We start from the raw sequence: 22,732 nt of genomic DNA, 5'->3' as shown, positions 1-22,732 counted from the left end.
CGACACGCCGGAATTCAGGAATCGGTGTCGCCGCGGAGCAGCCGTTTCTCATAGGACGCGCGGCTCGACGATCCGGCCACCGCCGCAACCTGATTCGGCACCGTTCGGCGCAAGACGAAGTCGCGCAACCACTGTGGCAGCGCACCGGACAGGCCGAGCAGCGGCCCGAGATGTGCGGGCAACGTCACCTCGAATCGCGGCCGTGCGACAGCATCGAGCACGGCCGCGGCGACGTCGCTCGGCTGGAGCAATGGTGCTGCGCCCGTATCGGTTCCGGCCGCCAATGCGGTATCGACCACCCCGGGCATGATCGCCGTCAATTGCACGCCGCTCCCGCGCAATTCCTCGCGGACCGCTCTCAGGTAGCCGAGCACGCCGTGTTTGGTCGCGGCATATGTCGCTTCACCGGCGGGGGAGACCTTGGACGCGATCGACGCGATGGTGACGATCTGTCCGCGCCCGCGTGTCCGCATCGCCGGCGCCGCCAGCCGCACCCCGCGGATCACCCCGTGCAGATTCACCGCGAGCATGCGCGCGGTCGCGCTGTCGGGTTCGGTGTCGAACGGTCCGACCCACATCACTCCGGCATTGTTGACGAGCACGTCGACCGGACCGAGAATCGCCTCGGTGACGGCGAGAAAGTCATGAAACGACCGCTCGTCGGTCACATCGAGTTCGCACCCGTGCACGGTTCCCGGCAGCCCGGCCGCGGCCTCGCGCGCCGCACTGCCCGACAGATCGCCGAGACACACCCGAGCTCCCGCGACCGCGAACTGCCGCGCGATCTCCAGCCCGATCCCAGCGGCACCGCCGGTCACCGCGACGACCCTGCCGGTGTGCGTACGTTTCATGGCGGACATGTCCCCTCGATGGAACGGCTACATCTGGCATGTTGTCATGCCAGAAATTGTTGCCAGTATTCCACGCCATCGCGACCCGGCGATAGCCTCGGCGGCGACTTCTGGACACTTGATCATCAGGCGCATGCGGCATTCGACTTGCGCACAACGCTATCGCCGGCAGTGTGGAGATCAGCTGCCGAGTTCGGGCCGGCTTCAGCGCAGGGCGGTGTGCCAGACGACAGCGGCGGCGAGCGCGCCCGCGCCGTTCAGCGACCAGTGCAGAGCGATCGGCGCGAGCAGGCTACCGCTGCGGCGGCGCAGCCACGTGAACACGACGCCCGCGGCGGCGGTGGCGGCCACGGCGAGTGCTATCCCGGCTATCTGGCCGAGCACGCCCCCGCCGACGATGCTGGACAGTCCCTTGTTGCCGGAGGTGAGGCCCAACGAGGACGCGATGTGCCAGAGGCCGAACATCAGCGATCCGGCCGCGAAGAGCCCGCGGACGCCGAGAACCCGGTCGAGCGTGCCGTGCAGCACTCCGCGGAACGCGAGTTCTTCGGGGATCACCGTCTGCAGCGGGATGACGATCATCGACGCGATGAGGGCTCCGGAAATCGTCGCGTACCGATCGGCGAGAAAGAACGGCCTGGTGAGTGGTAGTAGAGCGCCGATCGCGACCGCGGTCAACACGATCCCGACCGCGCCGAGGGCGTACACCGTCCCGCGCTTCCAGTGCCTGGGTGACAGCCCGAGTTCGGACCAGCCCAGCCCCCGCTTGCGCATCAGCGCCAAGAGCGCGAACGCCGCGACGGGCACGGTGACGATATTGGCCCACGCCGTCGTGAAGTGCGCGATCAGATTGGTGCCTGCCAGCACGACGACGACCACGGCGATATCGATATAGGCATGGAGCTTCGGCGGGGAATCGGCGACGGCGGGTACGGGCACCCGACCGAGTGTACGGAAATATCACGAAACGAAAACGGTCCGGTGAATGCGGGACAACCCGCCGACTCCGGCGTTGAGCGGCCCGGAATGGACCCACCAAGATCGACAGCCCGCGCCGGTGCTGTGAGCTACTTGACAGGGGATCGGGACCATCCGGCCATATCGGTCCACGCCTGTAACTCGCGTCGCGTTTCGAACCGTCGCGGCACTCCGCTGATCGGATCCGTGAATTCGAGCGAGGCCGCCAGCAATTGCAACGGCCGCGTGTAATCGTCGACCGATTTATCGGTGATCACCGGATAGAAGTCGTCGCCGAGAATCGGCACGCCGAGCCCGTTCATATGCAGGCGCAGCTGATGGGTTCGCCCGGTGTGCGGGCGAAGGCGGTAGCGCCCGAGCCCGTCGCGGTGTTCGGCCAGCTCGACCTCGGTCTCGGCATTGGGCTCGCCCGCCACCTCGTAAGCGGCGAGCACCTGCTTGTCCTTCATGATCCGGCTGCGCACGGTCCGCGGCAGCTCGAGCGCGGGATCGTAGGGCGCGATGGCCTCGTACTCCTTGCGCACGGTCTTGCGGTGGAACATCGTCTGATAGGCCCCGCGTCGCGCCGGATTCACCACGAACAGCAGCAGGCCCGCAGTGACCCGGTCCAGTCGGTGCGCCGGGATCAGGTCGGGCAGTTCGAGCTCGTTGCGCAACCGCACCAGCGCTGTTTGCAGAATGTGCTGACCGCGCGGGATGGTCGCCAGGAAGTGGGGTTTGTCGATCACGAGGATGTCGTCGTCGCGGTGCACGATCCCGATCTCGAACGGCACCTCGGTCTCGACGGGCAGATCGCGGTGGAACCACACGGCGCCGCCTGGCACGAACGGCGCGTCCGGCGTCAGCGGACCTTCCAGATCCACGATCTCGCCCGCCATCAGCATCGCGTCGATCCTGGCCGGATCCACTCGCGGCAACCGCTCGACGAGGTGGTCGCGCACGGTCGTCCACCGGCCGTCCTCCGGGAGCCGGAGCCGGGCGGGATCGAGGCCGTGCCGTTTCGGCAGCGGCGGCTGCTGCCTACGTCGCATAGCAATGAAGTGTTGTCGAGCCGGTGGCGCCGTGTGCGGTCGGCCCCTCGGAACCCGCTCGACGTCGTGGATCACGCGGTGCGGGTGGCCAGCCCGGGGTAGTCGACGATCAGACCCGATTCGTCGTAGTCCAGGGTGGCGTGGAAGTCGAATTCGGGGGAACGGTAGTCGTAGCGCTGACCTGCCCCGTCGACGATCCGGCGATAGTGCTGCGGTAATCGGGCCGCGGTGAGGTCGGCGGCGCGCACATACGCGGCGGGCGCGTCGGCGCCGTCGCCGACAGCGAGCCCGAGGCGATGCACCGGCAAGGCATTGGTGAACACCGACGCCTCGAGATCGATATCGAGACACCCGTCGAGCTCGGGCGCGACCGCGCCGTCGACCTGCCAGCGGCCCAGCCCATCGGACTGCACGGTCACCGACCGCCTGCCCTCGGGATAGCGTCCGACGATCTGCGCCGACCGGGTGTGCCAGCTCCCGTCGAGCCGCAGCCGATAGTCGATCGCCCAGACCGCCCCGTCCTCGACGGCCGTCGCGCACCCTTCGACGAGAACTCCGCGCGCATCGTCACGGAAATAGGTGACCTCGAATCCGGTCCGCGCGTCACGATGTAACCAGGCGGCCGAAGAGGGCAGCGAAGTGAACATGGAAAACGCTAACCCGCCCGCTGATCGAGCACCATCAGTTTCGCTTCGACGAGGACTTGCCGCGCACGCCGTCGCACCCGGCACAGGTCGACGCTGCATTCGAGATGTATCTGCATCGCCCGATGCGCCTGTTCGGGCGACAGCTTTCCAGGGTCGGAATGGCAATCGGCGATTGCTGAAATGATTGACGTGACAAACATTTTCGTTCTCCCACCGCTACACGAGATCAAGAGGTAGGAAGGAAATTACGCCCGAAAGAGTGAATTGCCGACGGGTTGACGGGCAGTTCACACAACCTTCCCCGATCGTCCACAACCACTCAACTTAGGCTAACCTACCTTTGGCGGAGTTGCCATGGACAGGTCGAGAGGCGAGAACGGTATGACGGTGCAGGTAGCGCCGCCGCCGGGGGCGGAGTCGGGGAACCGGCTGCCCAAGGCGGCAGCGAAAGCGCAGAAGCAGCAGGAAGCGCTGGCGCGCAAGGAGATTCTGGCGCCGGTATCGGGGATGCTGACGGCGGCGAGTCTGATCGTCGCGCTCGCCTCGGTGTGCTCGGTGGTCCCGTTCCTGCTGATCGTGGCGGCCTGCCGCGAACTGCTGAACTCCCCGGTCGACACCGACCGGGTGTGGTGGCTGTTCGGCGCGGCCGTGATCGTGCTCGTCGTGCGGGCGTTGCTCCAGGTCGTGGCGCTGAGCTGGTCACACGCTGTCGACGCCGGCTACCAGCTCACCCTGCGCAGGCTGCTCGCGGCCAAGCTCACCCGGGTGCCGCTGGGCTGGTTCGGCGAACGCAGCTCCGGTGAGGTCAAGGGCTATCTGCGCGACGATGTCGACGCCCTGCACTTCCTGGTCGCGCACGCCCGGCTCGATTTCATCGGCGCGCTGGTGGTCCCGCTGGTCACCCTCGGCTACCTGTTCACGGTCGACTGGCGGCTGACGCTGGTACTGATGATTCCGCTGATCGCCTACATGTTCCTGTTCAGCAAGATCATGGACCGCGACGGCCGCGACCGCCTCGCGGTGTACACCCGGTGGGAGCGTCGGTTGTCCGCCGCCACGGTCGAGTTCGTCGACGGTATCCAGGTGGTGCGGGCGTTCGGTCAGGCGGGCAAGGCGCACCAGGAGTTCCAGGACGCTGTCGAAGGGCAGGTCAACGCGGCGCATCGGATGAAGACGCCGATCATTCGCGTGCAGGCGGCCTCCGACATCGTCGTGATGCCCGTGTTCGTCATGCTGGTCGTGGTCCTCGGTGGCCTCGCCGGTGTGGGCCTCGGCTGGGTGAACCCGCTCGATCTGCTGCCGTTCCTGCTGGTCGGGTTGGGTATCGGCAGTTCGCTGCTCGGCCTCGGCTACGGCTCGCAGGCCCTGCGCGCCGGTGGCGCCGCGGCCCTGCGCCTGCACGAACTCCTGCAGACCCCGGAACTGGAGATCGCCGAAACGCCCGCGGGGGTGCACACCGGCATCGTGCGCTTCGACGGCGTCGAGTTCGCCTACCGCGCCGGCCATGACGTGCTGCGCGGCATCGATCTCGAACTGACACCCGGCACCATCACCGCCCTGGTCGGCCCGAGCGGTTCCGGCAAGTCGACCCTGGCGAAGCTGCTGCCGCGCTTCTACGACGTGAGTGCGGGCCGAATCACCATCGACGGCCGCGATATTCGCGAATTCACCAGCGAAGAGCTCTACCGCACGGTCGGATTCGTCTTCCAGGACGTCCGCCTGATCCGCGGCACCATTCGCGAAAACCTCCTGCTCGCTCGCCCCGATGCGGACACCGAGGCCATCGAACGCGCCACCGGGGCCGCCCAGATCCACGAGCGGATCCTGGCGCTGCCCCGCGGCTACGACTCCGAGATCGGCGTCGACGCCACGCTGTCCGGCGGTGAGGCGCAACGGCTGTCGATCGCCCGCGCACTGCTGGCCGACACTCCGGTCCTCGTCCTCGACGAGGCGACCGCGTTCGCCGATCCCGAATCCGAGGCCGCGGTCCAGGACGCGCTGGCCGCCCTGGTCTCGGGGCGCACGGTGCTGGTCATCGCGCACCGCCTGCACACCATCACCGGTGTCGATCGAATCCTGGTACTGGACAACGGAACTCTGGTCGAACAGGGCACGCACGCGCAACTGCGCGCTGCCGGTGGCCTGTACCAGCGGCTGTGGGAGATCAACGAAGCTGCCCTCGGCGCGCTCGCCCTGGTGGAGGAAACACGATGATTCGCAAGGTTTTCCGGCTCGTCCCCGACGAGTTCGCCCCCCTGATCCCGCGCCTGCTCGCCGTGATCGTGGTGCAGGCGCTGTGCCAGGCCATCGCGTATCTGCTGCTGGTGCCCGTGCTGGAAGCGCTGTTCGGTGACGATCTGAGCGGCGCGTGGCTCTGGACGCTCGGCATGGCCGCCGCCGTGGCCGGTGTGGTCGTCTTCGGGTACCTGCAGGCGGTGATCGGTCTGCGGATCGGTCTCGGCATGCAGCGCGGTCTGCAGACCCGGCTCGGCGATCAGCTCAACGCGTTGCCGCTGGGCTGGTTCGAAGATCGTGACGCGGGCCCGCTCTCGCGGGTGATGGTCGAGCAGGTGCGTGAGATGCAGGGCCTGATCGCCTATCTGCTCACCAAGGTGCTCACCGGCATCATCGTGCCGCTGGTCGTCGCGATCGGGATGCTGTTCGTCGACTGGCGCGTCGGCGCGGCGATGTTGCTCGCCGCACCGGTGCTCTACCTGGTGAACAATCTCGCCACTCGCGCCTACACCGGCGCCGACGCCCGGCTGCACGCCGCCGCGGCCGAGGCCGACTCGCGGGTGGTGGAGTTCGCGCAGGCCCAGCCGGTCCTGCGTGCGTTCGGCGCGGTCGGCGCGGGGAACAAGAAGCTGGATTCGGCACTGGTGCGGCAACGTTCGGCAGCGCTGAAGATGATGGTCGCGACCGTGCCGGGGCTGACCGTGTTCGCTCTGTTCGTGCAGGCCGTGTTCCTGGTGCTGGCCTATATCGCGGTCGTCCAGGTGACCGATGGCGCGATCTCGGCCGCGGCGGCGATCGCGCTGATCGCGGTGAGCGCGCGCTTCATCGAACCGGTGAACCAGGCCGCCCAGCTGGGTGCGGCCCTGCGCTCGGCCGCCGCGGCCGCCGACCGCATCACCGACCTGCTCGCCGAATCGCCGCTGCCCGCCGCGACCGAACCGGTCACCCCCGGTGCGCCCGCGGTGGTCTTCGACGAGGTGAGCTTCGGCTATCGCCCCGGCGAACCGGTTCTGTCGGAGCTGACCTTCACCGTCCCGGCGGGCACCACCACCGCCATCGTCGGGCCGAGTGGTTCGGGCAAGACCACCCTGCTGCGCCTCGCCGCCCGCTTCTACGATGTCGACTCCGGCGCGGTCTCGGTGGGCGACCACGATGTGCGCAGGCAGCCTTCGGACACCCTGCTCGACCAGCTCTCGCTGGTCTTCCAGAACGTCTACCTGTTCAACCGCTCGGTCGCCGACAACATCCGCATCGGCAAGCCCGGCGCCACCGAGGACGATCTGCGCCGCGCGGCGGTGGCCGCCAGGGTCGACGAGATCGCCGATCGCCTCCCCGACGGTTTCGACACCGCGGTCGGCGAAGGCGGCACCTCGCTGTCGGGCGGTGAGCGGCAACGGGTTTCGATCGCTCGCGCCCTGCTCAAGGATGCCCCGATCGTCCTGCTCGACGAGGCGACCAGTGCGCTGGACCCGCACAGCGAGGCCGTGGTGGTCCGTGGGATCCACGAACTCACCAGGGACAAAACGGTTCTCGTCGTGGCGCACCGTCTCTCGACGATCGCCCATGCCGACCAGATCTTGTTCCTGGACAAGGGCCGCATCGCCGAACGCGGTACGCACACGGAGCTTCTCGCGCTGAACGGTCGCTACGCCGCGTTCTGGAACGAGCGCGAGCGGGCAACCGGCTGGCGCCTGGAGCCGGTATCCGCGTGAACGCCAGGGCCTCGGCGGTGTCGCGACACCGCCGAGGTCGGGTTCACTGGTGGTAGGTGGAGAGGAATTCGCCGATCCTGCCGATGATCTGGTCGAGCTCATCGGCTTGCGGCAGGGTGACGATGCGGAAGTGGTCGGGGGAGGGCCAATTGAAGCCGGTGCCCTGCACGACGTGAATCTTGGTGGCCAGCAACAGGTCGAGCACGAATTTCTCGTCGTTGTCGATCCGGTAGGTCGCGCGGTCCAGCTTGGGGAAGGCGTACAGCGCGCCCTTGGGCTTCACACAGGACACACCCGGAATCGCGTTGAGGGCGGTCCACGCCCGATCGCGCTGTTCGAGTAGTCGGCCACCGGGCAGGGTGAGTTCGTGGATGCTCTGGTGTCCGCCCAGCGCCGCCTGAACAGCTTGCTGTGCGGGCACGTTCGCGCACAGGCGCAATCCCGACAGCATCGTCAGGCCCTCGAGGTAGCTCTCGGCGTGGCGGGTCGGTCCGGAGACGGTGAGCCAGCCGGACCGGAAACCGGCGAGCCGGTAGGCCTTGGACAGGCCGTTGAACGTCAGACACAGCAGGTCGGGCGCGAGCGAGGCGGTGACGGTGTGGGTGACGTCGTCGTAGAGGATCTTGTCGTAGATCTCGTCGGAGCAGACGATCAGATTGTGCTGGCGGGCGAGTTCGAGCATCTGCTCGAGCACCTCGGCCGGATACACCGCGCCCGTCGGGTTGTTCGGGTTGATGATCACGATAGCGCGGGTGCGGTCGGTGATCTTGGCGGCGATATCGGCGATGTCGGGATACCAGTCTGCGCTCTCGTCGCACCGGTAGTGCACCGCCTTGCCGCCATTGAGATGCACGGCGGCGGTCCACAGCGGGAAATCGGGTGCGGGGACGAGGACTTCGTCGCCGTTCTCGATGAGCGCGGTCATCGCCATCATGATCAGTTCGGACGCGCCGTTGCCGAGGAAGACGTTCTCGATGTCGAGGTCGTCGACTCCGCGGCCCTCGTAGTACTGCACCACCGCGCGCCGGGCGGGCAGCAACCCCTTGGAGGTCGCGTAGCCCGCCGACGACGGCAGGTTGGCGATGATGTCGCGCAGCAGCTCCGACGGTGCGTCGAAGCCGAACTGCATCGGGTTACCGGTATTGAGCTTGATCACCCGGTGTCCCTCGACCTCGAGTCGAGCGGCGTGCTCGGCTATCGGGCCGCGGATCTCATAGGAAACATTCGCGAGCTTGCTCGACTGTTTGAACTGCATGTCGGCTCCCCACCGTGATACGGACGGAGCTCGCCACAGTACTCGCCGGGTTCCGGCGCACGCACCGCGGCAGTTCAGAAGCCGCGCAGGCGTTCCGGGGCGACGCGGATCGGCACCGAGTAGGCCGCGAAGAATTCCGCTTCGGTCATCTTGATGTCGACGAAACCCCGGGTGTATTTCCTGGCGTAGTGGGCGATTTCGTCCTCGGAGGCCGGCTCGCCCACGCGTGCCGTGCCGGTGAAGACGGCAACCTCGCCGCCGTTCTCGGTGGCGTTGAAGTTGAGTGCGACCCGCGGATTGTGTGCCAGGTGCCGCAGCTTCTTCGCCTCGGGCATGGTGAAGACGAGGAACTCGTCGTTCTCCCAGTGAAACCACACCGGGTTCGGCTGCGGGGTGGTGTCCGCGCCGATGGTGGTCAACCAGATCACGTGTTCCTTGGCCAGCCGCTTGCCGACCTCTTCGCCGAAGGGGGTGGCGGCATCGAGAATGGACACGGTGCTCTCCTCGCAGGCAGGGGACAACTTCCGCCCCTCACCCTTGCCGAAATCCCGGTGGCCCGCCACCCGCCTCGCGGCCTATCGCGGAACCGGTCCGCTCATTTCCAGTAGGCCTGCGACTTGATCGAGGTCTTGGGCAGGGCGTGCTGGGTCTTGAGGGTCTTCACGATCGAGCGGGTGGTGTGGCCGTCGCAGGTGACCCAGCCGTAAGTGCCGGGGACGCAGGTGATTTCCTGGGCGGCCTCGCGCAGCAGGCGGCCGTCGTCGACGCGCTGGAGCCAGGTCAGGGTGTGGTGGGGCTTGTTGGTGACCGGGATGGTCTTGTCGGACTCGTACTGCCATTCCAGCCAGACTCGCGCGGGGGTGTCGCCGATGGCGTCGAGCAGCGAGTTGATGGCGGGCAGCGAGGCGGTGTCGCCGAAGATGACGTACTCGCTCGGTGTCTGCTCGGGGAGCTGGAAGTCCGAGCCGAGCACGGTGGCGTCGAGCGGGTCGCCCGGCTTCGCGCGGCGGGCCCAGTCGGCCGCCGGGCCGTTGTGCAGGGCGAAGTCGATGCTCATGGTGTCTTCGTCGGGGTTCTGGTCGACCAGGGTGTAGCCGCGGTGGTGCAGCTTGTCGCTGGTCGCGTCGGGGATCCAGAGGCGGATCCACTGGGTGGGGTGCACCGGGTGGTCGGCGAGCAGGCCGCCCGCGGTGAAGCCGATGCGGACGAACTTGTCGGTGATCTGCTCGTTGGAGGTCACCGTCAGCCGGTAGTCGGCGCCGCCCCAGGCCTTGGTTATCAGACCGTTCAATCCCTTACCCATGAGCGTTAGGTTAGCCTAACGACACTTGTTTGTCTGCTCTGGTGGTTAAATAAGGTAAGCCTATGCAAATATGGGCTGGTGCGTGAGAGAGTGGAGTACGAACCGGTGGAAACCCTCCTGGTAGTCGGCGCGGGGCCGAAAGCCCTAGCGGTGGCGACTAAATCGCACGTTCTGCGCTCGCTCGGGATGCCCGCTCCGCGCGTTGTCGTGGTCGAGGCGCACGCCGTCGGCGGCAACTGGCTGCCCACCGGCGGCTGGACCGACGGACAGCACCGCCTCGGCACCAGCCCCGAGAAGGACGTCGGCTTCCCGTACCACTCCACCTGGGCGCGCGGCCGCAACCGCGATATCGACCACGCGATGGCCGCCTTCAGCTGGACCACGTTCCTGATCGAACACGGCACCTACGCCGAGTGGATCGACCGCGGCAGGCCGAGTCCGCAACACCATGTGTGGGCCAAGTACCTGCAGTGGGTCGCGAAGTCCATCGACCTCGAGCTGGTGCTCGGTCGCGTGGAGCAGATCGGTCACGGCGACGGTGAGCAGTGGCAGGTCGACGTGGTCGACGCCGACGGTGCGCGCAGCAGGCTCACCGCCGACGGCCTGATGATCACCGGCCCCGGCCGCAGCAGCCGTGCGCTCCTCGACCATCCGCGCGTGCTCAGCATCGCCGAATTCTGGGACCGCGCCGGCAAACGCACACTGCCCGCCGCGTCGCGTGCCGCGGTGATCGGCGGTGGCGAGACCGGCGGTTCGGCACTGGACGAGCTGGTTCGCCACGAGATGCTCACCATCTCGGTGATCTCCCCGCTGGCCACCCTGTACACCCGTGGCGAGAGCTTCTTCGAGAACTCGCTGTTCAGCGATCCCGTGAAGTGGGCGGCGCTGAGTATCCAGGAGCGTCGCGACGTGATCCGGCGCACCGACCGCGGGGTGTTCTCGGTGCGTGTGCAGGAAAGCCTGTTGGGCGACAACCGCGTTCATCACCTGCAGGGGCGGGTCACCAAGATCGCGCCGCAGGGCGAATCGCTGGCCTTGACGCTGAGCAACGAGTTGCGCGCCGACCAGGTCCACAACTTCGACCTGGTGGTGGACGCCACTGGTGGCCAGCCGCTGTGGTTCCTGGAGATGTTCGATCAGCAGACCGCTGATCTGCTCGAACTCGCCGTCGGCGGTGCGTTGACACAGTCGCGGATCGAGTCGTCGATCGGCTACGACCTGGCGGTCACCGGGCTCGGCGGCAAGCTCTATCTTCCCAATATGGCCGCGATGGCGCAGGGGCCGGGATTCCCGAACCTCAGTTGCCTCGGCGAACTTTCGGACCGGGTGCTGCAAACGGTGCCTTCACGGGCGAGGGCCGCTGCCATCGCGCGCTGAGTGCGCACACAAGAGCCCCTTCTCGACGAGAGAAGGGGCTCTTTGTGTTCAGCTTCGTGCGCTCAGCGTGGCGCGATGATGTCTTCCGGGGTGCGCGGCACGTACTGCAACGCGATCCGCCGGTCGGGGCGGACGTCGATCTCGCCGATCGGCTGGAACCCGGCCTTGGCAAGGCTGCGGGCGATCGCCACGTTGCGGTGGTCGGGGTCGGCCATGACGCGGCGGCACGCGGGATCGGCCGCGAAGACGGCGGTGGTCATGGTGGAGATCCACGCGGACATGATGCCCTTGCCGATCACCGCGGTATCGGCGGTGGCGATGTGGAAGCCGGTATCGCCGGGATCGCTGTCGTAGAAGCGACCGATCTCGTCCTTGGCGGCGCGGTAGAACTCCAGGTAGGCGATATCGCGCACACCGAGTTCGGGCTCGCCCAGGACCGCGAAGTCGAGGCTGAGAATGCACGGGCGGGAATAGGTTCCGGCCAGCTGGACGCGGAAGTTCTCGCGGCGGCGATCGGCGTCCCAGTCCTGTTCCCAGGATTCGAGCAGGTGCGGGCGGGCCATCCACTCGGCGAGCAGCTCGGCGTCGGTGCCGTCGGGATCGACCAGGCGCAGGCTGAACGGCGCCGCGAAAACGGGCAGCGCGGGCGCGGGCGCGGCGGCCACCTCGGCGGGCAGATCGGTCCGCTCGCGAGGTAGTGCGGTGGGGGTCCCGGCGGGGTTCATCTACTCGGTGCTCCGTTTCAATCGTAACCTTGGTCACCTCGATTGGTAAGGCTAGCCTATACTAATGGCTGGGTGTTACTGTTGCCCGACCGATCGCCCGGTGATAGCCGGGCCGTTCCGATTCGGGTCGGATTCGGGTGCAACAGGATTCGCCCGGTTCCGGACGACAGCGCCGGGCGGGCCCGTGCGTGAGCGCGGCGTTTGGATAGTGCGAAACGGCCGCGCGGCTTCGCGTGGTCGGTGAGGGAGAGCGACATGGCAAGAGAACTCGGCTGGATCAGGCAATTTCAGGCCCCCAGGACCGATTCCCTACCGCCGCTGATCGTCTTCCCGCACGCGGGCGCGGGCGCCTCGGCGTACCGGGTGTTCGCCAAGCGTATGGCCGCCGACTTCGACACCGTGATCGTCCAGTACCCCGGCCGTCAGGACCGCGCGCGCGAAGCCGCCGCCCAGACGCTGCCCGAGCTGGCCGCCGGCGCCTTCGAGGCGTTCCGCGACTCCGCGCACAACACCGGCGCACCGCTCACCGTCTTCGGTCACAGCATGGGTTCCATCGTCGCGTTCGAGTTCGTCCGGCTGGCCGAGGCCGAAGGGTTGCCCGTGCGTTTGCTGGTGGTCTCCGCAGCCGCCGCACCGCACCGAATCGCCGAGCTCCCCGGACATCCCACCGAGGACGACGAATTGCTCGACCACATGGCCACGCTCAACGGCACCGGCGCCGACGTGATGGCCAGCCGTGAGGTGATGCGGATGGCGCTGCCGGTCATGAAGGCCGACTACCGCGCCTTCGACGCCTATTCTTGCGGCCCCGACGTGACTGTCGCGGCGCCCGTGCTGGTGCTCGGCGGCGACGACGACCCGTTCGTCGGGCCGCGCGACCTCTACGGCTGGGACCAGAGCACCACCGCCGAGATCGAGGTGAACCTGTTCGCGGGCGGCCACTTCTACCTCGACGAGAACCTCGACGAGATCGCCGAGGCGCTCGTCGGTCAGGCGCTCGCGCGATGAATGCCGATCCCATCGTGATCGTCGGGATGGGTGTCGAAGCCCCCGGCGGCGTCGAGACTCTGCCCGGCTTCTGGTCCGCACTCGCCTCCGGGCGTGAGCTGATCGGCCCGTTCCCGCGCGACCGGGAATGGCCGCTCGACGAACTGTTCGCCCTCGGCAGGCTCGAGGGCTGGGCGCCGGTCCGCGACGCGGGCGGGTTCCTCGACGGCGCGACCGAATTCGACGCGCAGTTCTTCGGCATCACCCCGCGCGAAGCGGTGGCGATGGATCCGCAGCAGCGGGTGGCCATGCGGGTGGCCTGGCGTGCGCTCGAGCACGCGGGCATCAATCCCGGCGCGCTGAACGGTGATTCGGCCGGTGTGTGGATGGGCGTGTCCGCGGCCGAGTACGGGCCGCGGGTGAGCTCGGTGAACGAGTACAGCGGTTACCGCGCGACCGGCACCGCGCTCGGTGCGGTGGCCGGGCGGATCTCGCACGGGCTCGGCCTGGTCGGTCCTTCGATCAGCGTCGATACCGCGTGCGCGTCGTCGCTGACCGCCGTGCATCAGGCGGCCTCGGCGATCCGCGCGGGCGAGTGCGACTGGGCGCTGGCGGGCGGGGTGTGCGTGATGGGTTCGCCCGGCGCGTTCTACGAGTTCGCCAAGAACAATGCCCTGGCCACCGACGGCCACTGCCGTTCCTATGCCGCCGACCCGACCGGCACCCTGTGGGCCGAAGGCGCGGGAGTCATCGTGCTGGAACGGCAATCGCGGGCGAAGGCACTCGGCCACCGGATCTACGGGCAGCTGCTCGGATCTCGGGTCAACCACAATGGCGCGGGTGCGCCGATCGCGGTGCCCAGTGCGAGCGCGCAGCAGCGGCTGATCGAGGACACGGTCGCCGCGGCCGGGATCAGCGCCGACGACATCGGCCTGATCGAAGGGCACGGCACCGGCACCGCCGTCGGCGACCCGCTCGAATTGACCGCGCTGGCAACGACTTACGGCAACCCGGACCGCACCGACAAGCCCCTGCTCGGCTCGGTGAAGTCCAACACCGGCCACGCGCAGGCGGCGTCGGGGATGCTCGGCCTGATCAAGGTGCTGCTGTGCGGTGCGCACGGCGCCATCGCACCGAGCCTGTGGGCGGACACGCCCAACACCGAGATCGACTGGGACGCGACCAGTTTGCGTCTGGCGGCCGAACTCACCGACTGGGCGCCGCGCGCGGACGGCCTGCGCTATGCCGCGGTGTCCTCGTTCGGTGTCGCGGGAACCAACGCGCACGCCATCGTCGGCCTGCCGGTGCTGGAGGAGACCAACCATGGCTGAGTACCGCTTGCCGGACGGCAGCGTTCCCGTCCTGCTGTCCTCCGACAGTGTCGACGGCCTGCGCGCCGAGGCCGCCGCGTTGCGCGACTACGTTGCCGCGCACCCCGAGGTGAGCGCGGAACGGCTGTCGGACATGCTGTTTCGCACCCGCGTGCCCCGTCGTCGCCGGGCGCTGATCCTGGCATCGTCGACGGGGGCGACCGATGAGCTGTTGTCCGCGCTCGACGCGATCGCGACCGGTGCCGAGCACGCACTCGTCGTGCAGGGCGACGTTCCCGCGAGCGCACGCCGGATCGGGTTCGTCTTCCCCGGTCAGGGCAGTCAGCGGCCCGGTATGGGCGCGACGTTCTACGAGCTGTCGGCCGACTATCGCGCGGTGGTCGACGAATGCGCGACCATCCACGCTGAACGATTCGGGCATTCCCAGCCACTGCACTACCTGCTCGGCAACGAGGGGCAGTACGAGGACACGGTGTGGGAAGTGCAGCCCGCGTTGATGTTCCACATGACGGGGCTGGCCGCGGTGTGGCGAGCGGCGGGTGTGGAGCCGCACGCGACCGTCGGCCACAGTCAGGGCGAGCTCGCCGCGGGCGCGGTCTCCGGCGTGATGACGCTGCGTGACTCGGTGCTCGCGGTGACCCATCGCGCCTTGCTCGCGGACCGGCTGTCCCCGCGCGGCTATTCGATGGCGGTCTTCGGTATGGACCGCGAGAGTGTGGAAGCGCTGATGGCGCGGCATTCGGGGTGGGCCGAGCTCGCGGTCGTCAACTCGCCGCACATCATCGCCATCTCCGGTGAACGCGGCGCCGTCGTGGATCTGGTGGCAGCCGCGACCGCGCGCGGCCAGTTCGCGCGGGAGATCCGGGTGGCCTTCCCGGCGCACACCTCCATCGTGGCCGAGGTACGGACCGAGTTCGAAGGCTTCCTCGGCGACGAGATGAGCGCACCGACCTTCTCGGCCTCCGAGATCCCTTGCTACGGAGCGACTCTCGGCGAGATGATCACGCCCGACCTCAAGCAGGAGGAGTACTGGTACTGGAACCTGCGCAACCGCGTCCGGTTCGACCGGGCCGTGGTCAGCGCGGGCAGTGACGGCGTCGACCTGCTGATCGAGGTCGCCGAGCACCCCGTGCTGCAACTGGCCATCCAGGAAAACCTCAGCCTGGTCCCGAACCGTCCCGGCCTGCCCGCGCGGGACTTCCGTGTCCTCGGCACGTCGCTGCGCACCGCGGACGGGCTCTCGGAGTTCACCCGCAATCTCGCCCAGGTTGCCGTCCTCGACATCGACTACCGCTGGGACGCACTGCGAGTCGACGACTCGGTCACCCTCCCGCTGCGTGACTTCCCGCATACCGTCACCAATGCCAAGCGCCTGTGGGCTCCCCTCGGCGCCCATGAAACCCCCGCCGAACTCGTGGTCACCACCCCGAAACCGCAACGGCTGGTGGAACAGTGGATTCCGGTGCAGCGTCGCGCGCTGACCGCGCCGCGCAGTCTGCTCGTCGTCGACCACACGGGCGAATGCGCCGAGCTGGCCGCCGCACTGGTGGCCGCCGCGGACCGCCACGGCGCCGACGCGCGTGTCATCGGAGCCGTGGACACGACTTCGGCCCAGGACGACCGCGCTGTGGGGACCGCTGACTCCGTGGTCGTGCTGTTGCCCGCTGCCGCCGACGACGACAGTGCCGACGCGATCGACGCGCTGGCGCGGTTCTACGCCGAACGTGCGTGGGCTCCGGCCTTGTCCGCGCTGCGTCCCGGTGGCGAATGCTGGCTGCTGACCGTCGGCGGCGAGACCGTCCACGACGGCGACCCGATTCCCGGGCTGTTCCAGTCGGGCGTCAGCGCCGGATTCCGCAGTGTGGGTGTCGAGAACCCGGGAATCCTGTTCCGGCACCTCGATCTCGCCGCGAACGAATCCGCTCCCGCGCAGGCCGCCAAGATCGTCGGTGCGGTGCACTCCAGCGGTGAAGCCGAGCTGGCCCTGCGCGCGGGCAAGCTGTTCGTCAAGCGCCTGGTTGTCGACACGACCGGTGAAACCGGTTCGTTCGGAACAGATCTCGATCACGTGGTGATCGTCGGTGGAACCGGTCAGCTGGGACTGCGATTCGCCGATCAGCTGGCGCGCACGGGCGCGGGCCGCGTCACGCTGCTGAGCCGCAGGGGCGAAACCGAGGCGCTGGCACCGGAACTGGCCCGGTTGCGCGGTATCGGCGCGACCGAGATCGTGGTGCGCGCGTGTGATGTCAGCGAGGCCGACGCGGCGAAGGCGTTCGGCGCCGAGATCGCCGATCGCCCGGTCGACCTGGTGATACACGCCGCGGTCAATTATGTGGACGCCGAACTCGACCAGATCACCGACGATGCCGTGCGCACCGCCGCCGCCGCGAAGCTGCGCGGCCTGGACAACCTGATCGACGCGGTCGCGCTGACCGTGGACTGCCGGGTTCTGCTGTGCTCGTCGATGGCGGCGACACTGGGCGGACGCGGACAGGTGCTGTACGCGGTGACCAACCGCATGCTCGACGTGGCGGCCCGCAGGCTGCGCGCCCGTGGCATCGCCGCCGCGAGCCTGCAGTGGGGACTGTGGAGCGTGGCCGGTCCGCTCGACGACGCCGGGTTCGCCCGGGTCGAAGAGGCGGGCGTGTTCCCGATGGTGCCCGCCGACGCGATCGAGGCCGGGCTCGCCGCGCCGGCGCGCGACGGCATGATCATCGCCGCCGACTGGGACTTCCTGCGCGAGGTGCTCGGCGCGTTCGGCCAGGCCAGCGTGCTCACCGGGCTCGAATCCGCCACGCCCGCACCGCACGTCGCACCGGCGCCCGCCGAGACGGTGAGCGCGGCTCCGGCGGTGGTGGCCGCCGCGGCGCCCACCGACAGTTTCCCGCTCGACCTGCGCATGCGCACCGAACTGCTCAAGGTGATCGGCGGTGACAGCGCCGAAGCCATCGACGCCACCATGCCCCTGGTCGCGCTCGGCCTCGATTCCTTGCAGGCCTTGGATTTCCGCAAGCGCGTGAAGGCGGAACTGGATCGCGATCTGCCGGTCGCGGCGATTCTCGGCGGCGCATCGCTCGACGATGTCGTGCTGCTCATGGCACAGAACACCAACCAGGGCTGAGGGGCCGAAGAACATGTCAGACACCGAAGCCACCCTGTCCGTCGCCGAGCGCCGCAAACTGCTGCTGCAGCAGAAGCTGCGCGAACGCGGCATGTCCGTGGTGACCGCCGAACCCGTGGCCGTACCGCGTATTCCGGTGGGGGAGCGGCGTCCGCTCACCCCCGGCCAGCGCCGCATGTGGTTCCTGCAGACCCGCGATACCGACGACACCGCCCTCAACATCTGTGTCGCCTACCGCCTCACCGGCCCGCTCGACGCCGATCGTCTGCACGCGGCGTTCGATCAGGTGGTGGCTCGCCACGACATCCTGCGCACCACCTACGGCGCGGACGTCGACGGCACTCCGTACCAGGTGTTCGCCGCCGACGCGCGGGCCGAATGGTCGACCCACGACCTCATCGAGCTCGCGGAGGCGGGCCGTGACCTGCGGGTGGAAGTGCTGGCCCAGCGGGAGTTCGGTCGTCCCTTCGCGCTCGGCACCGAACTGCCGCTGCGCGCGACGCTGATCCGCACCGGGACCGACGAGCACGTCGTCCTGCTCGCCATCCACCACATCGCCTGGGACGACGACTCCTGGGCGGTGTTCTTCGCCGAACTGAACGCCGCGTACCGGGCCGGGCAGCCCAGCGCCTCGCCCGACGAAGCGAACGCGGCAGGCGATGCCACCGGCCGTGACACGGTGCAGTTCGCCGCCATCGCGTCGACCGCGGAACCCGCCGAGACCGACGTGGCGTTCTGGCGCGACGCCCTGCGCCCGCTGCCCGAACCCCTCGAACTGCCCGGCTCCGCCTCGGCCACCGCGGGCCGCAACGCCCAGCGCCGAACCCTGCGTCTCCCGGCCGAGCTCGTCACCCGCACCGAGCAGTTCGCCCGCGAACAGTCCGCGACCCCGTTCATGGTGCTGCTCGCCGGTTTCGACGCGCTGATCCACCGCTACACCGCGGCCGACGACTTCCTCGTCTCCATCCCGGTGACCGACCGCCCCGCGGGCACCGAACAGCTCATCGGCTACTTCGGCAACACCCTGCTGCTGCGCGCCACCATGGGCGACCACGCCGACTTCGCCCAGCTCGTCGCCTCGGTCCGCGACACCTGCACCGGCGCCTTCGCCCACCGCGGTGTCGGCATCGATCGTGTTGTCCGCGAAGCGAACCCGGATCGGGTGGCCGGCCGCGACGGCTTGGATCAGCTGGTCCGCCTCGGCTTCTCGGTGCGCAAGAGCGCCGACGGTTTCGCCATCGACGGCGTGCGCTCCACCCAGCTCGAACTCGGCGCGGCGAGCGCGCAGGTGCCGTTGGCGCTGGCCATCGTGCTCGAGGCCGACGGCACCGCGGTAGTGGAGGCCGAGTACCAGACCGAGGTGCTCGCCGAGGCCCTCATCGACCAGTTGCTCGCGCACTTCGGTCAGCTCCTCGACAGCGCGTTGCGCGAGCCGCGGCGCAGGCTCGCCAACCTCGACATGCTCGGTGCCACCGACCGCGCGGCCCTGCTCGATCGCTCGCACGGCGCCCTCGTCGACGAACCGGCGACCACCCTGGTCGCGCTGCTGGAATCGGCCGCGGCCGCCGCCCCCGACGCGCTCGCCCTGCTCTCCGACGACACCGAGCTCACCTACGGCGCGCTGCACGCGCGCGCGAATCGCCTGGCCCACTGGCTGATCGGGCAGGGCATCGGGACCGAGGACATCGTCGGCCTCCGCTTCGGCACCTCGGTGGAATTCATCGTCGCCGTGCTCGCCGTGCTGAAGGCCGGTGGCGCCTATCTCCCGATCGATCCGGCCTACCCGCAGGATCGCATCGAGTACCTGGTCGAAGACGCGAACCCTCGATTATTGCTCGGCGCAGTCGAATTGGCCGCCGCCGAGGAGATGGCGGCCGGGCTCTCCGCGACCGCGCCCACCGATGCCGAGCGCCTGCGTCCGCTGTTGCCCGCGAACCTGGCCTATGTCATCTACACCTCCGGCTCCACCGGCAAGCCCAAGGGTGTTCCGGTGCCGCACAACGCGATCGCCGAGCACATCGTCTGCTTCACCGCCGACTGGAACATGACCGCCGCCGACCGCCTGATGCAGTCGTCGTCGGTGAGCTTCGACGCCTCCCTGGTCGACATCGCGATCACCCTCACGGTCGGCGCGCAGCTGATCGTGCCCAAGCCCAACGCTTTCCGCGATATCCGCTACGTCGCCGACCTGATCACCCGCCGCCAGGTGACGGTGCTGCACATGGTGCCGTCCATGCTGAGCACGTTCCTGCTGCTGCCCGAGATCAGTGAATGGCAGTCGCTGCGCCAGATTCCCGTCGGTGGCGAGGCGCTGCCCGGCGAGGTCGCCGACCGGTTCTTCAACACCCTCGAGGCCGAACTCCGCAATCACTACGGGCCGACCGAGGCCGTGGTCTGCTCGACCCACATGCCGGTCGCGGGCCCGCAGGGCACCGGTGTGGTGCCGATCGGCATTCCCAACCGCAACGTCTACACCTATGTCCTCGACGAGGCATTGCAGCTGGTGCCCGACGGCGTTGTCGGCGAGCTCTACCTCGGTGGCGATCAGCTCGCCCGCGGCTACCTGGACCGTCCCGCGCTGAGCGCGCAGCGTTTCGTCGCCGACCCGTTCGCGGCGGCCGAGGGCGGCCCGGCGGTGGGCGCCCGCATGTACCGCTCCGGTGACCTGGTGCGCCGCAACACCTTCGGCGAACTCGAGTTCGTCGGCCGCGCCGACGAGCAGGTGAAGGTGCGCGGTTTCCGCATCGAACTCGGCGAGGTCGAGGCCGCGATCGCCGCGCATCCCGCCGTCGCCCACTGCGTCGTCGTGGTGACCGAGGACCCTGCCATCGGCGCGATGCTCGCCGCGTATGTGGTGCCCGCCGAGGGCACCGTCGACCTCGAACAGGTCCATGCCTTCGCGGCGGGCGGACTGCCGGAATACATGGTGCCCAGCGCGTTCGCGGTGATCCCCGAGATCCCGCTCACCGTCAACGGCAAGCTCGACAAGCGCGCCCTGCCCGCGGCGACCCCCGCCGTGGTGCGCACCCACCGCGCCCCGGCTACGGCGACCGAACGCAAGGTGTGCGCCCTGTTCGGCGCGCTGTTCAGCCTGGACGAGGTCAGCGCCGAGGACTCCTTCTTCGAGCTCGGCGGGCACTCGCTGCTCGCTGCCCGCCTGGTGGCGCAGGTCCGCGCGGAATTCGGCATCGAACTCGACGTGCGCGTCGTCTTCGACAGCCCGACCCCCGCCGCGCTGGCCGCCAACCTGGTCGCCCGCTTCCTGGCGGAGTTCGATATCGACCTCGACGCCGTCGACAACGAATTCGACGAGGCCCCCGCCGAGCACGCGACCGCGGACGTGGTGCCCGCGGAAACCGCGGCCGCCGGACCGGGCCGGGCCGCTCGCCCCGCGATCGGCGGACGCCCGCGCGGCGAGCGCGTTCCGCTGTCGTACTCGCAGCTGGCGATGTGGTTCCAGTACCGGATGGAGGGTGCGGGCTCGGTCGGCAACCTGCCGCTGGCCCTGCGTTTCGACGGCGCACTCGACATCGCGGCCCTGCGTGCCGCGCTCGATGACGTGGTCGCCCGGCACGAGTCGCTGCGCACCACCTTCCCCGAACACGACGGCGTGCCCTACCAGGTGGTGCACCCCGCGACTCCGGTCCCGCTGCCGGTGCGCGAGATCGCCGCCGACCACCTCACCGAGGCGCTCGCCGAGATCGCCGGCTACCACTTCACCCTCGACGGTGAGCCGCTGATCCGCGCCGAACTGCTCGTGCTCGACGCGGACACCCACGTGCTCTCGCTGCTGGTGCACCACATCGTCGCCGATCACGCGTCCTTCGGGGTGTTGCTCGACGACCTCACTGCCGCCTACCGGGCACGCGGTGAACAGGGCGGCGCCCCGAACTGGGCGCCGCTACCGGTCCAGTTCGCCGACTACGCGCTGTGGCAGCGTGAACTGTTCGACCAGGCCGCACCGAGCGCGTTCGCCACCGACCAGATCGAGTACTGGCGGGCCACGCTCGCCGGCGTTCCCGAGGAGATCGCGGTCGCCCACGATCGGCAGCGTCCGCCGGTGCTCGGCAAGCGCGGTGAAGTGGTGACCTTCTCGTTGCCCGCCACCGTGCGCTCCGGGCTCGAATCGCTCGCGGTCCGCAGCGGCGCCACCGAATTCATGGTGTGCCAGGCCGCGGTGGCCACCCTGCTGCACGCTCTCGGTGGTGGCACCGACATCACCCTCGGCACTCCCGTCGCGGCGCGCACCGATCCGGCCACGACCACCCTGATCGGGTTGTTCGCCAACATGGTGGTGCTGCGCAACGACCTGTCGAACGCGCCGACGTTGCGCGACACCGTGATTCGCGCACGCAATGTGGTGCTCGACGCGAACGCTCATCAGGAGCTGCCGATCGAGCGCCTGGTCGAAGCGCTCAACCCGCGCCGCTCGCGTTCGCGCAACCCGTTGTTCCAGAGCATGGTCCACTTCCGTGGCGCCGACTGGGCACCCGCCACGCTCCCGTTCGCGACCTCGGGGGACAGCACTGTCACCGTGCTGCCCGCCGACTTCGACGTCTCGTTCCTGGATCTGAACCTGAGCCTGAACGTGACCGCCGACGGCGGCATGGACGTCCGCGTCGTCGTCAACGCCGATCTCTACGACCCGGCCACGGCCGCGCTGATCGCCGACGCGCTCGCCGCCACGCTGCGCGCCTTCGCCGAAACGCCGGACCTGGCGGTCGCCGACCTGCGCGTGCTGCCCGCCGCGGATCTCGAGCGCCTGCTGGCCGCGCCCGCCCCGGTGGTCGCGAGCGCCGTCGCCGCCGGTGCGGCGACCGACTCCGACACCGAGCGCACCCTGATCGCGCTGATCGAGGAACTGCTGGAAATCGACGATGTCGAGGGTGATGACAACTTCTTCGCCCTCGGCGGTGACAGCGTCATCTCCATCCAGTGGTCGGCTCGCGCCGATGCCCTCGGCCTGCCGCTGTCGCCGCAGATGGTGTTCGAATGCGCCACGATCACCGAACTGGCCGCCGCCGTCGACGCGGCCGCCGGTGGCGCGACGCAAGCCGATGAGCCCGAACAGGTTTCGCACGCGCCGATGAGCGCGTCGGGCCTGGAATCCGACGCCCTCTCCGCGCTGACGGCCGCCTGGTCCGCGCAGGGATGAGCACGAACGTCGCCGAAGACCAGC

At 68.8% G+C, this 22,732-nt stretch carries 15 protein-coding genes; 7 read left to right on the top strand and 8 right to left on the bottom strand.

What is annotated here, in order from left to right; all coding sequences use genetic code 11:
- Nucleotides 1-14: 14 nt before the first annotated feature.
- The 4 genes from ACFWFP_RS14695 to ACFWFP_RS14680 form a co-directional block, all read right to left on the bottom strand.
- Nucleotides 15-851 carry an SDR family oxidoreductase gene (locus ACFWFP_RS14695; RefSeq protein WP_379295261.1) on the bottom strand — a complete coding sequence of 279 codons (837 nt, stop codon included), beginning with the start codon at nt 849-851 and terminating at the stop codon, nt 15-17.
- A 204-nt stretch (nt 852-1,055) separates the two neighbouring features.
- Entirely contained in the window at nt 1,056-1,790 is a 735-nt protein-coding gene (locus ACFWFP_RS14690) for a CPBP family intramembrane glutamic endopeptidase (protein WP_379295260.1), read from the bottom strand.
- A 128-nt stretch (nt 1,791-1,918) separates the two neighbouring features.
- Nucleotides 1,919-2,860, bottom strand: a complete 942-nt coding sequence (locus ACFWFP_RS14685; protein WP_379295259.1) for an RluA family pseudouridine synthase — start codon at nt 2,858-2,860, stop codon at nt 1,919-1,921.
- A gap of 71 nt (nt 2,861-2,931) precedes the next feature.
- The gene (locus ACFWFP_RS14680) at nt 2,932-3,507 is read right to left on the bottom strand and encodes a putative glycolipid-binding domain-containing protein (protein ID WP_379295258.1); all 576 of its coding nucleotides are present in this window, start codon (nt 3,505-3,507) and stop codon (nt 2,932-2,934) included.
- Nucleotides 3,508-3,888: 381 nt separating this feature from the next.
- On the opposite strand from ACFWFP_RS14680, the gene ACFWFP_RS14675 reads away from it, so the two are divergent.
- Complete coding sequence (locus ACFWFP_RS14675) at nt 3,889-5,721, top strand: ABC transporter ATP-binding protein (protein WP_379295257.1); 1,833 nt, start codon at nt 3,889-3,891, stop codon at nt 5,719-5,721.
- Complete coding sequence (locus ACFWFP_RS14670) at nt 5,718-7,454, top strand: ABC transporter ATP-binding protein (protein WP_379295256.1); 1,737 nt, start codon at nt 5,718-5,720, stop codon at nt 7,452-7,454. The genes ACFWFP_RS14675 and ACFWFP_RS14670 overlap by 4 nt, the downstream gene beginning before the upstream one ends.
- Before the next feature lie 43 nt (nt 7,455-7,497).
- On the opposite strand, the gene ACFWFP_RS14665 is transcribed toward ACFWFP_RS14670, so the two are convergent.
- The 3 genes from ACFWFP_RS14665 to ACFWFP_RS14655 form a co-directional block, all read right to left on the bottom strand.
- Nucleotides 7,498-8,709, bottom strand: a complete 1,212-nt coding sequence (locus ACFWFP_RS14665) for a pyridoxal phosphate-dependent aminotransferase (RefSeq protein ID WP_379295255.1) — start codon at nt 8,707-8,709, stop codon at nt 7,498-7,500.
- Between the two features lie 74 nt (nt 8,710-8,783).
- Nucleotides 8,784-9,203, bottom strand: a complete 420-nt coding sequence (locus tag ACFWFP_RS14660) for a TIGR03667 family PPOX class F420-dependent oxidoreductase (RefSeq protein WP_379295254.1) — start codon at nt 9,201-9,203, stop codon at nt 8,784-8,786.
- A 101-nt stretch (nt 9,204-9,304) separates the two neighbouring features.
- Nucleotides 9,305-10,012 carry a siderophore-interacting protein gene (locus ACFWFP_RS14655; RefSeq protein WP_379295253.1) on the bottom strand — a complete coding sequence of 236 codons (708 nt, stop codon included), beginning with the start codon at nt 10,010-10,012 and terminating at the stop codon, nt 9,305-9,307.
- 105 nt (nt 10,013-10,117) lie between these two features.
- Here ACFWFP_RS14655 and ACFWFP_RS14650 point away from each other — a divergent pair, with 105 nt between their 5' ends.
- Nucleotides 10,118-11,389, top strand: coding sequence for a SidA/IucD/PvdA family monooxygenase (locus ACFWFP_RS14650; protein WP_379295981.1), 1,272 nt, complete (start codon nt 10,118-10,120; stop codon nt 11,387-11,389).
- Between the two features lie 62 nt (nt 11,390-11,451).
- Here ACFWFP_RS14650 and ACFWFP_RS14645 read toward each other — a convergent pair whose 3' ends face one another.
- Nucleotides 11,452-12,114 (bottom strand): GNAT family N-acetyltransferase, encoded by a 663-nt coding sequence (locus ACFWFP_RS14645; RefSeq protein ID WP_379295252.1) that lies wholly within the window; start codon nt 12,112-12,114, stop codon nt 11,452-11,454.
- A 255-nt stretch (nt 12,115-12,369) separates the two neighbouring features.
- Between ACFWFP_RS14645 and ACFWFP_RS14640 the strand changes: the two genes are divergently transcribed.
- From ACFWFP_RS14640 to ACFWFP_RS14625, 4 genes are read left to right on the top strand one after another with little or no spacing between them, the layout of a single operon-like run.
- On the top strand, nt 12,370-13,122 hold the full coding sequence (locus ACFWFP_RS14640) for a thioesterase II family protein (protein ID WP_379295251.1): 753 nt from the start codon (nt 12,370-12,372) through the stop codon (nt 13,120-13,122).
- Nucleotides 13,119-14,432: a polyketide synthase gene (locus ACFWFP_RS14635; protein ID WP_379295250.1), complete on the top strand. Its 1,314-nt coding sequence runs from the start codon at nt 13,119-13,121 to the stop codon at nt 14,430-14,432. Before ACFWFP_RS14640 ends, ACFWFP_RS14635 begins: the two co-directional genes overlap by 4 nt.
- Nucleotides 14,425-17,553 carry a nocobactin polyketide synthase NbtC gene (gene nbtC, locus ACFWFP_RS14630; protein WP_379295249.1) on the top strand — a complete coding sequence of 1,043 codons (3,129 nt, stop codon included), beginning with the start codon at nt 14,425-14,427 and terminating at the stop codon, nt 17,551-17,553. The genes ACFWFP_RS14635 and nbtC overlap by 8 nt, the downstream gene beginning before the upstream one ends.
- Before the next feature lie 13 nt (nt 17,554-17,566).
- Nucleotides 17,567-22,708: an amino acid adenylation domain-containing protein gene (locus ACFWFP_RS14625; RefSeq protein WP_379295248.1), complete on the top strand. Its 5,142-nt coding sequence runs from the start codon at nt 17,567-17,569 to the stop codon at nt 22,706-22,708.
- Nucleotides 22,709-22,732: the final 24 nt, after the last annotated feature.

This window comes from Nocardia sp. NPDC060249 (genome assembly GCF_042728755.1).
Taxonomy (GTDB): domain Bacteria; phylum Actinomycetota; class Actinomycetes; order Mycobacteriales; family Mycobacteriaceae; genus Nocardia.
Note: the sequence above shows the minus strand (reverse complement) of the source record. Positions and strands in the feature narration are given on the sequence as shown.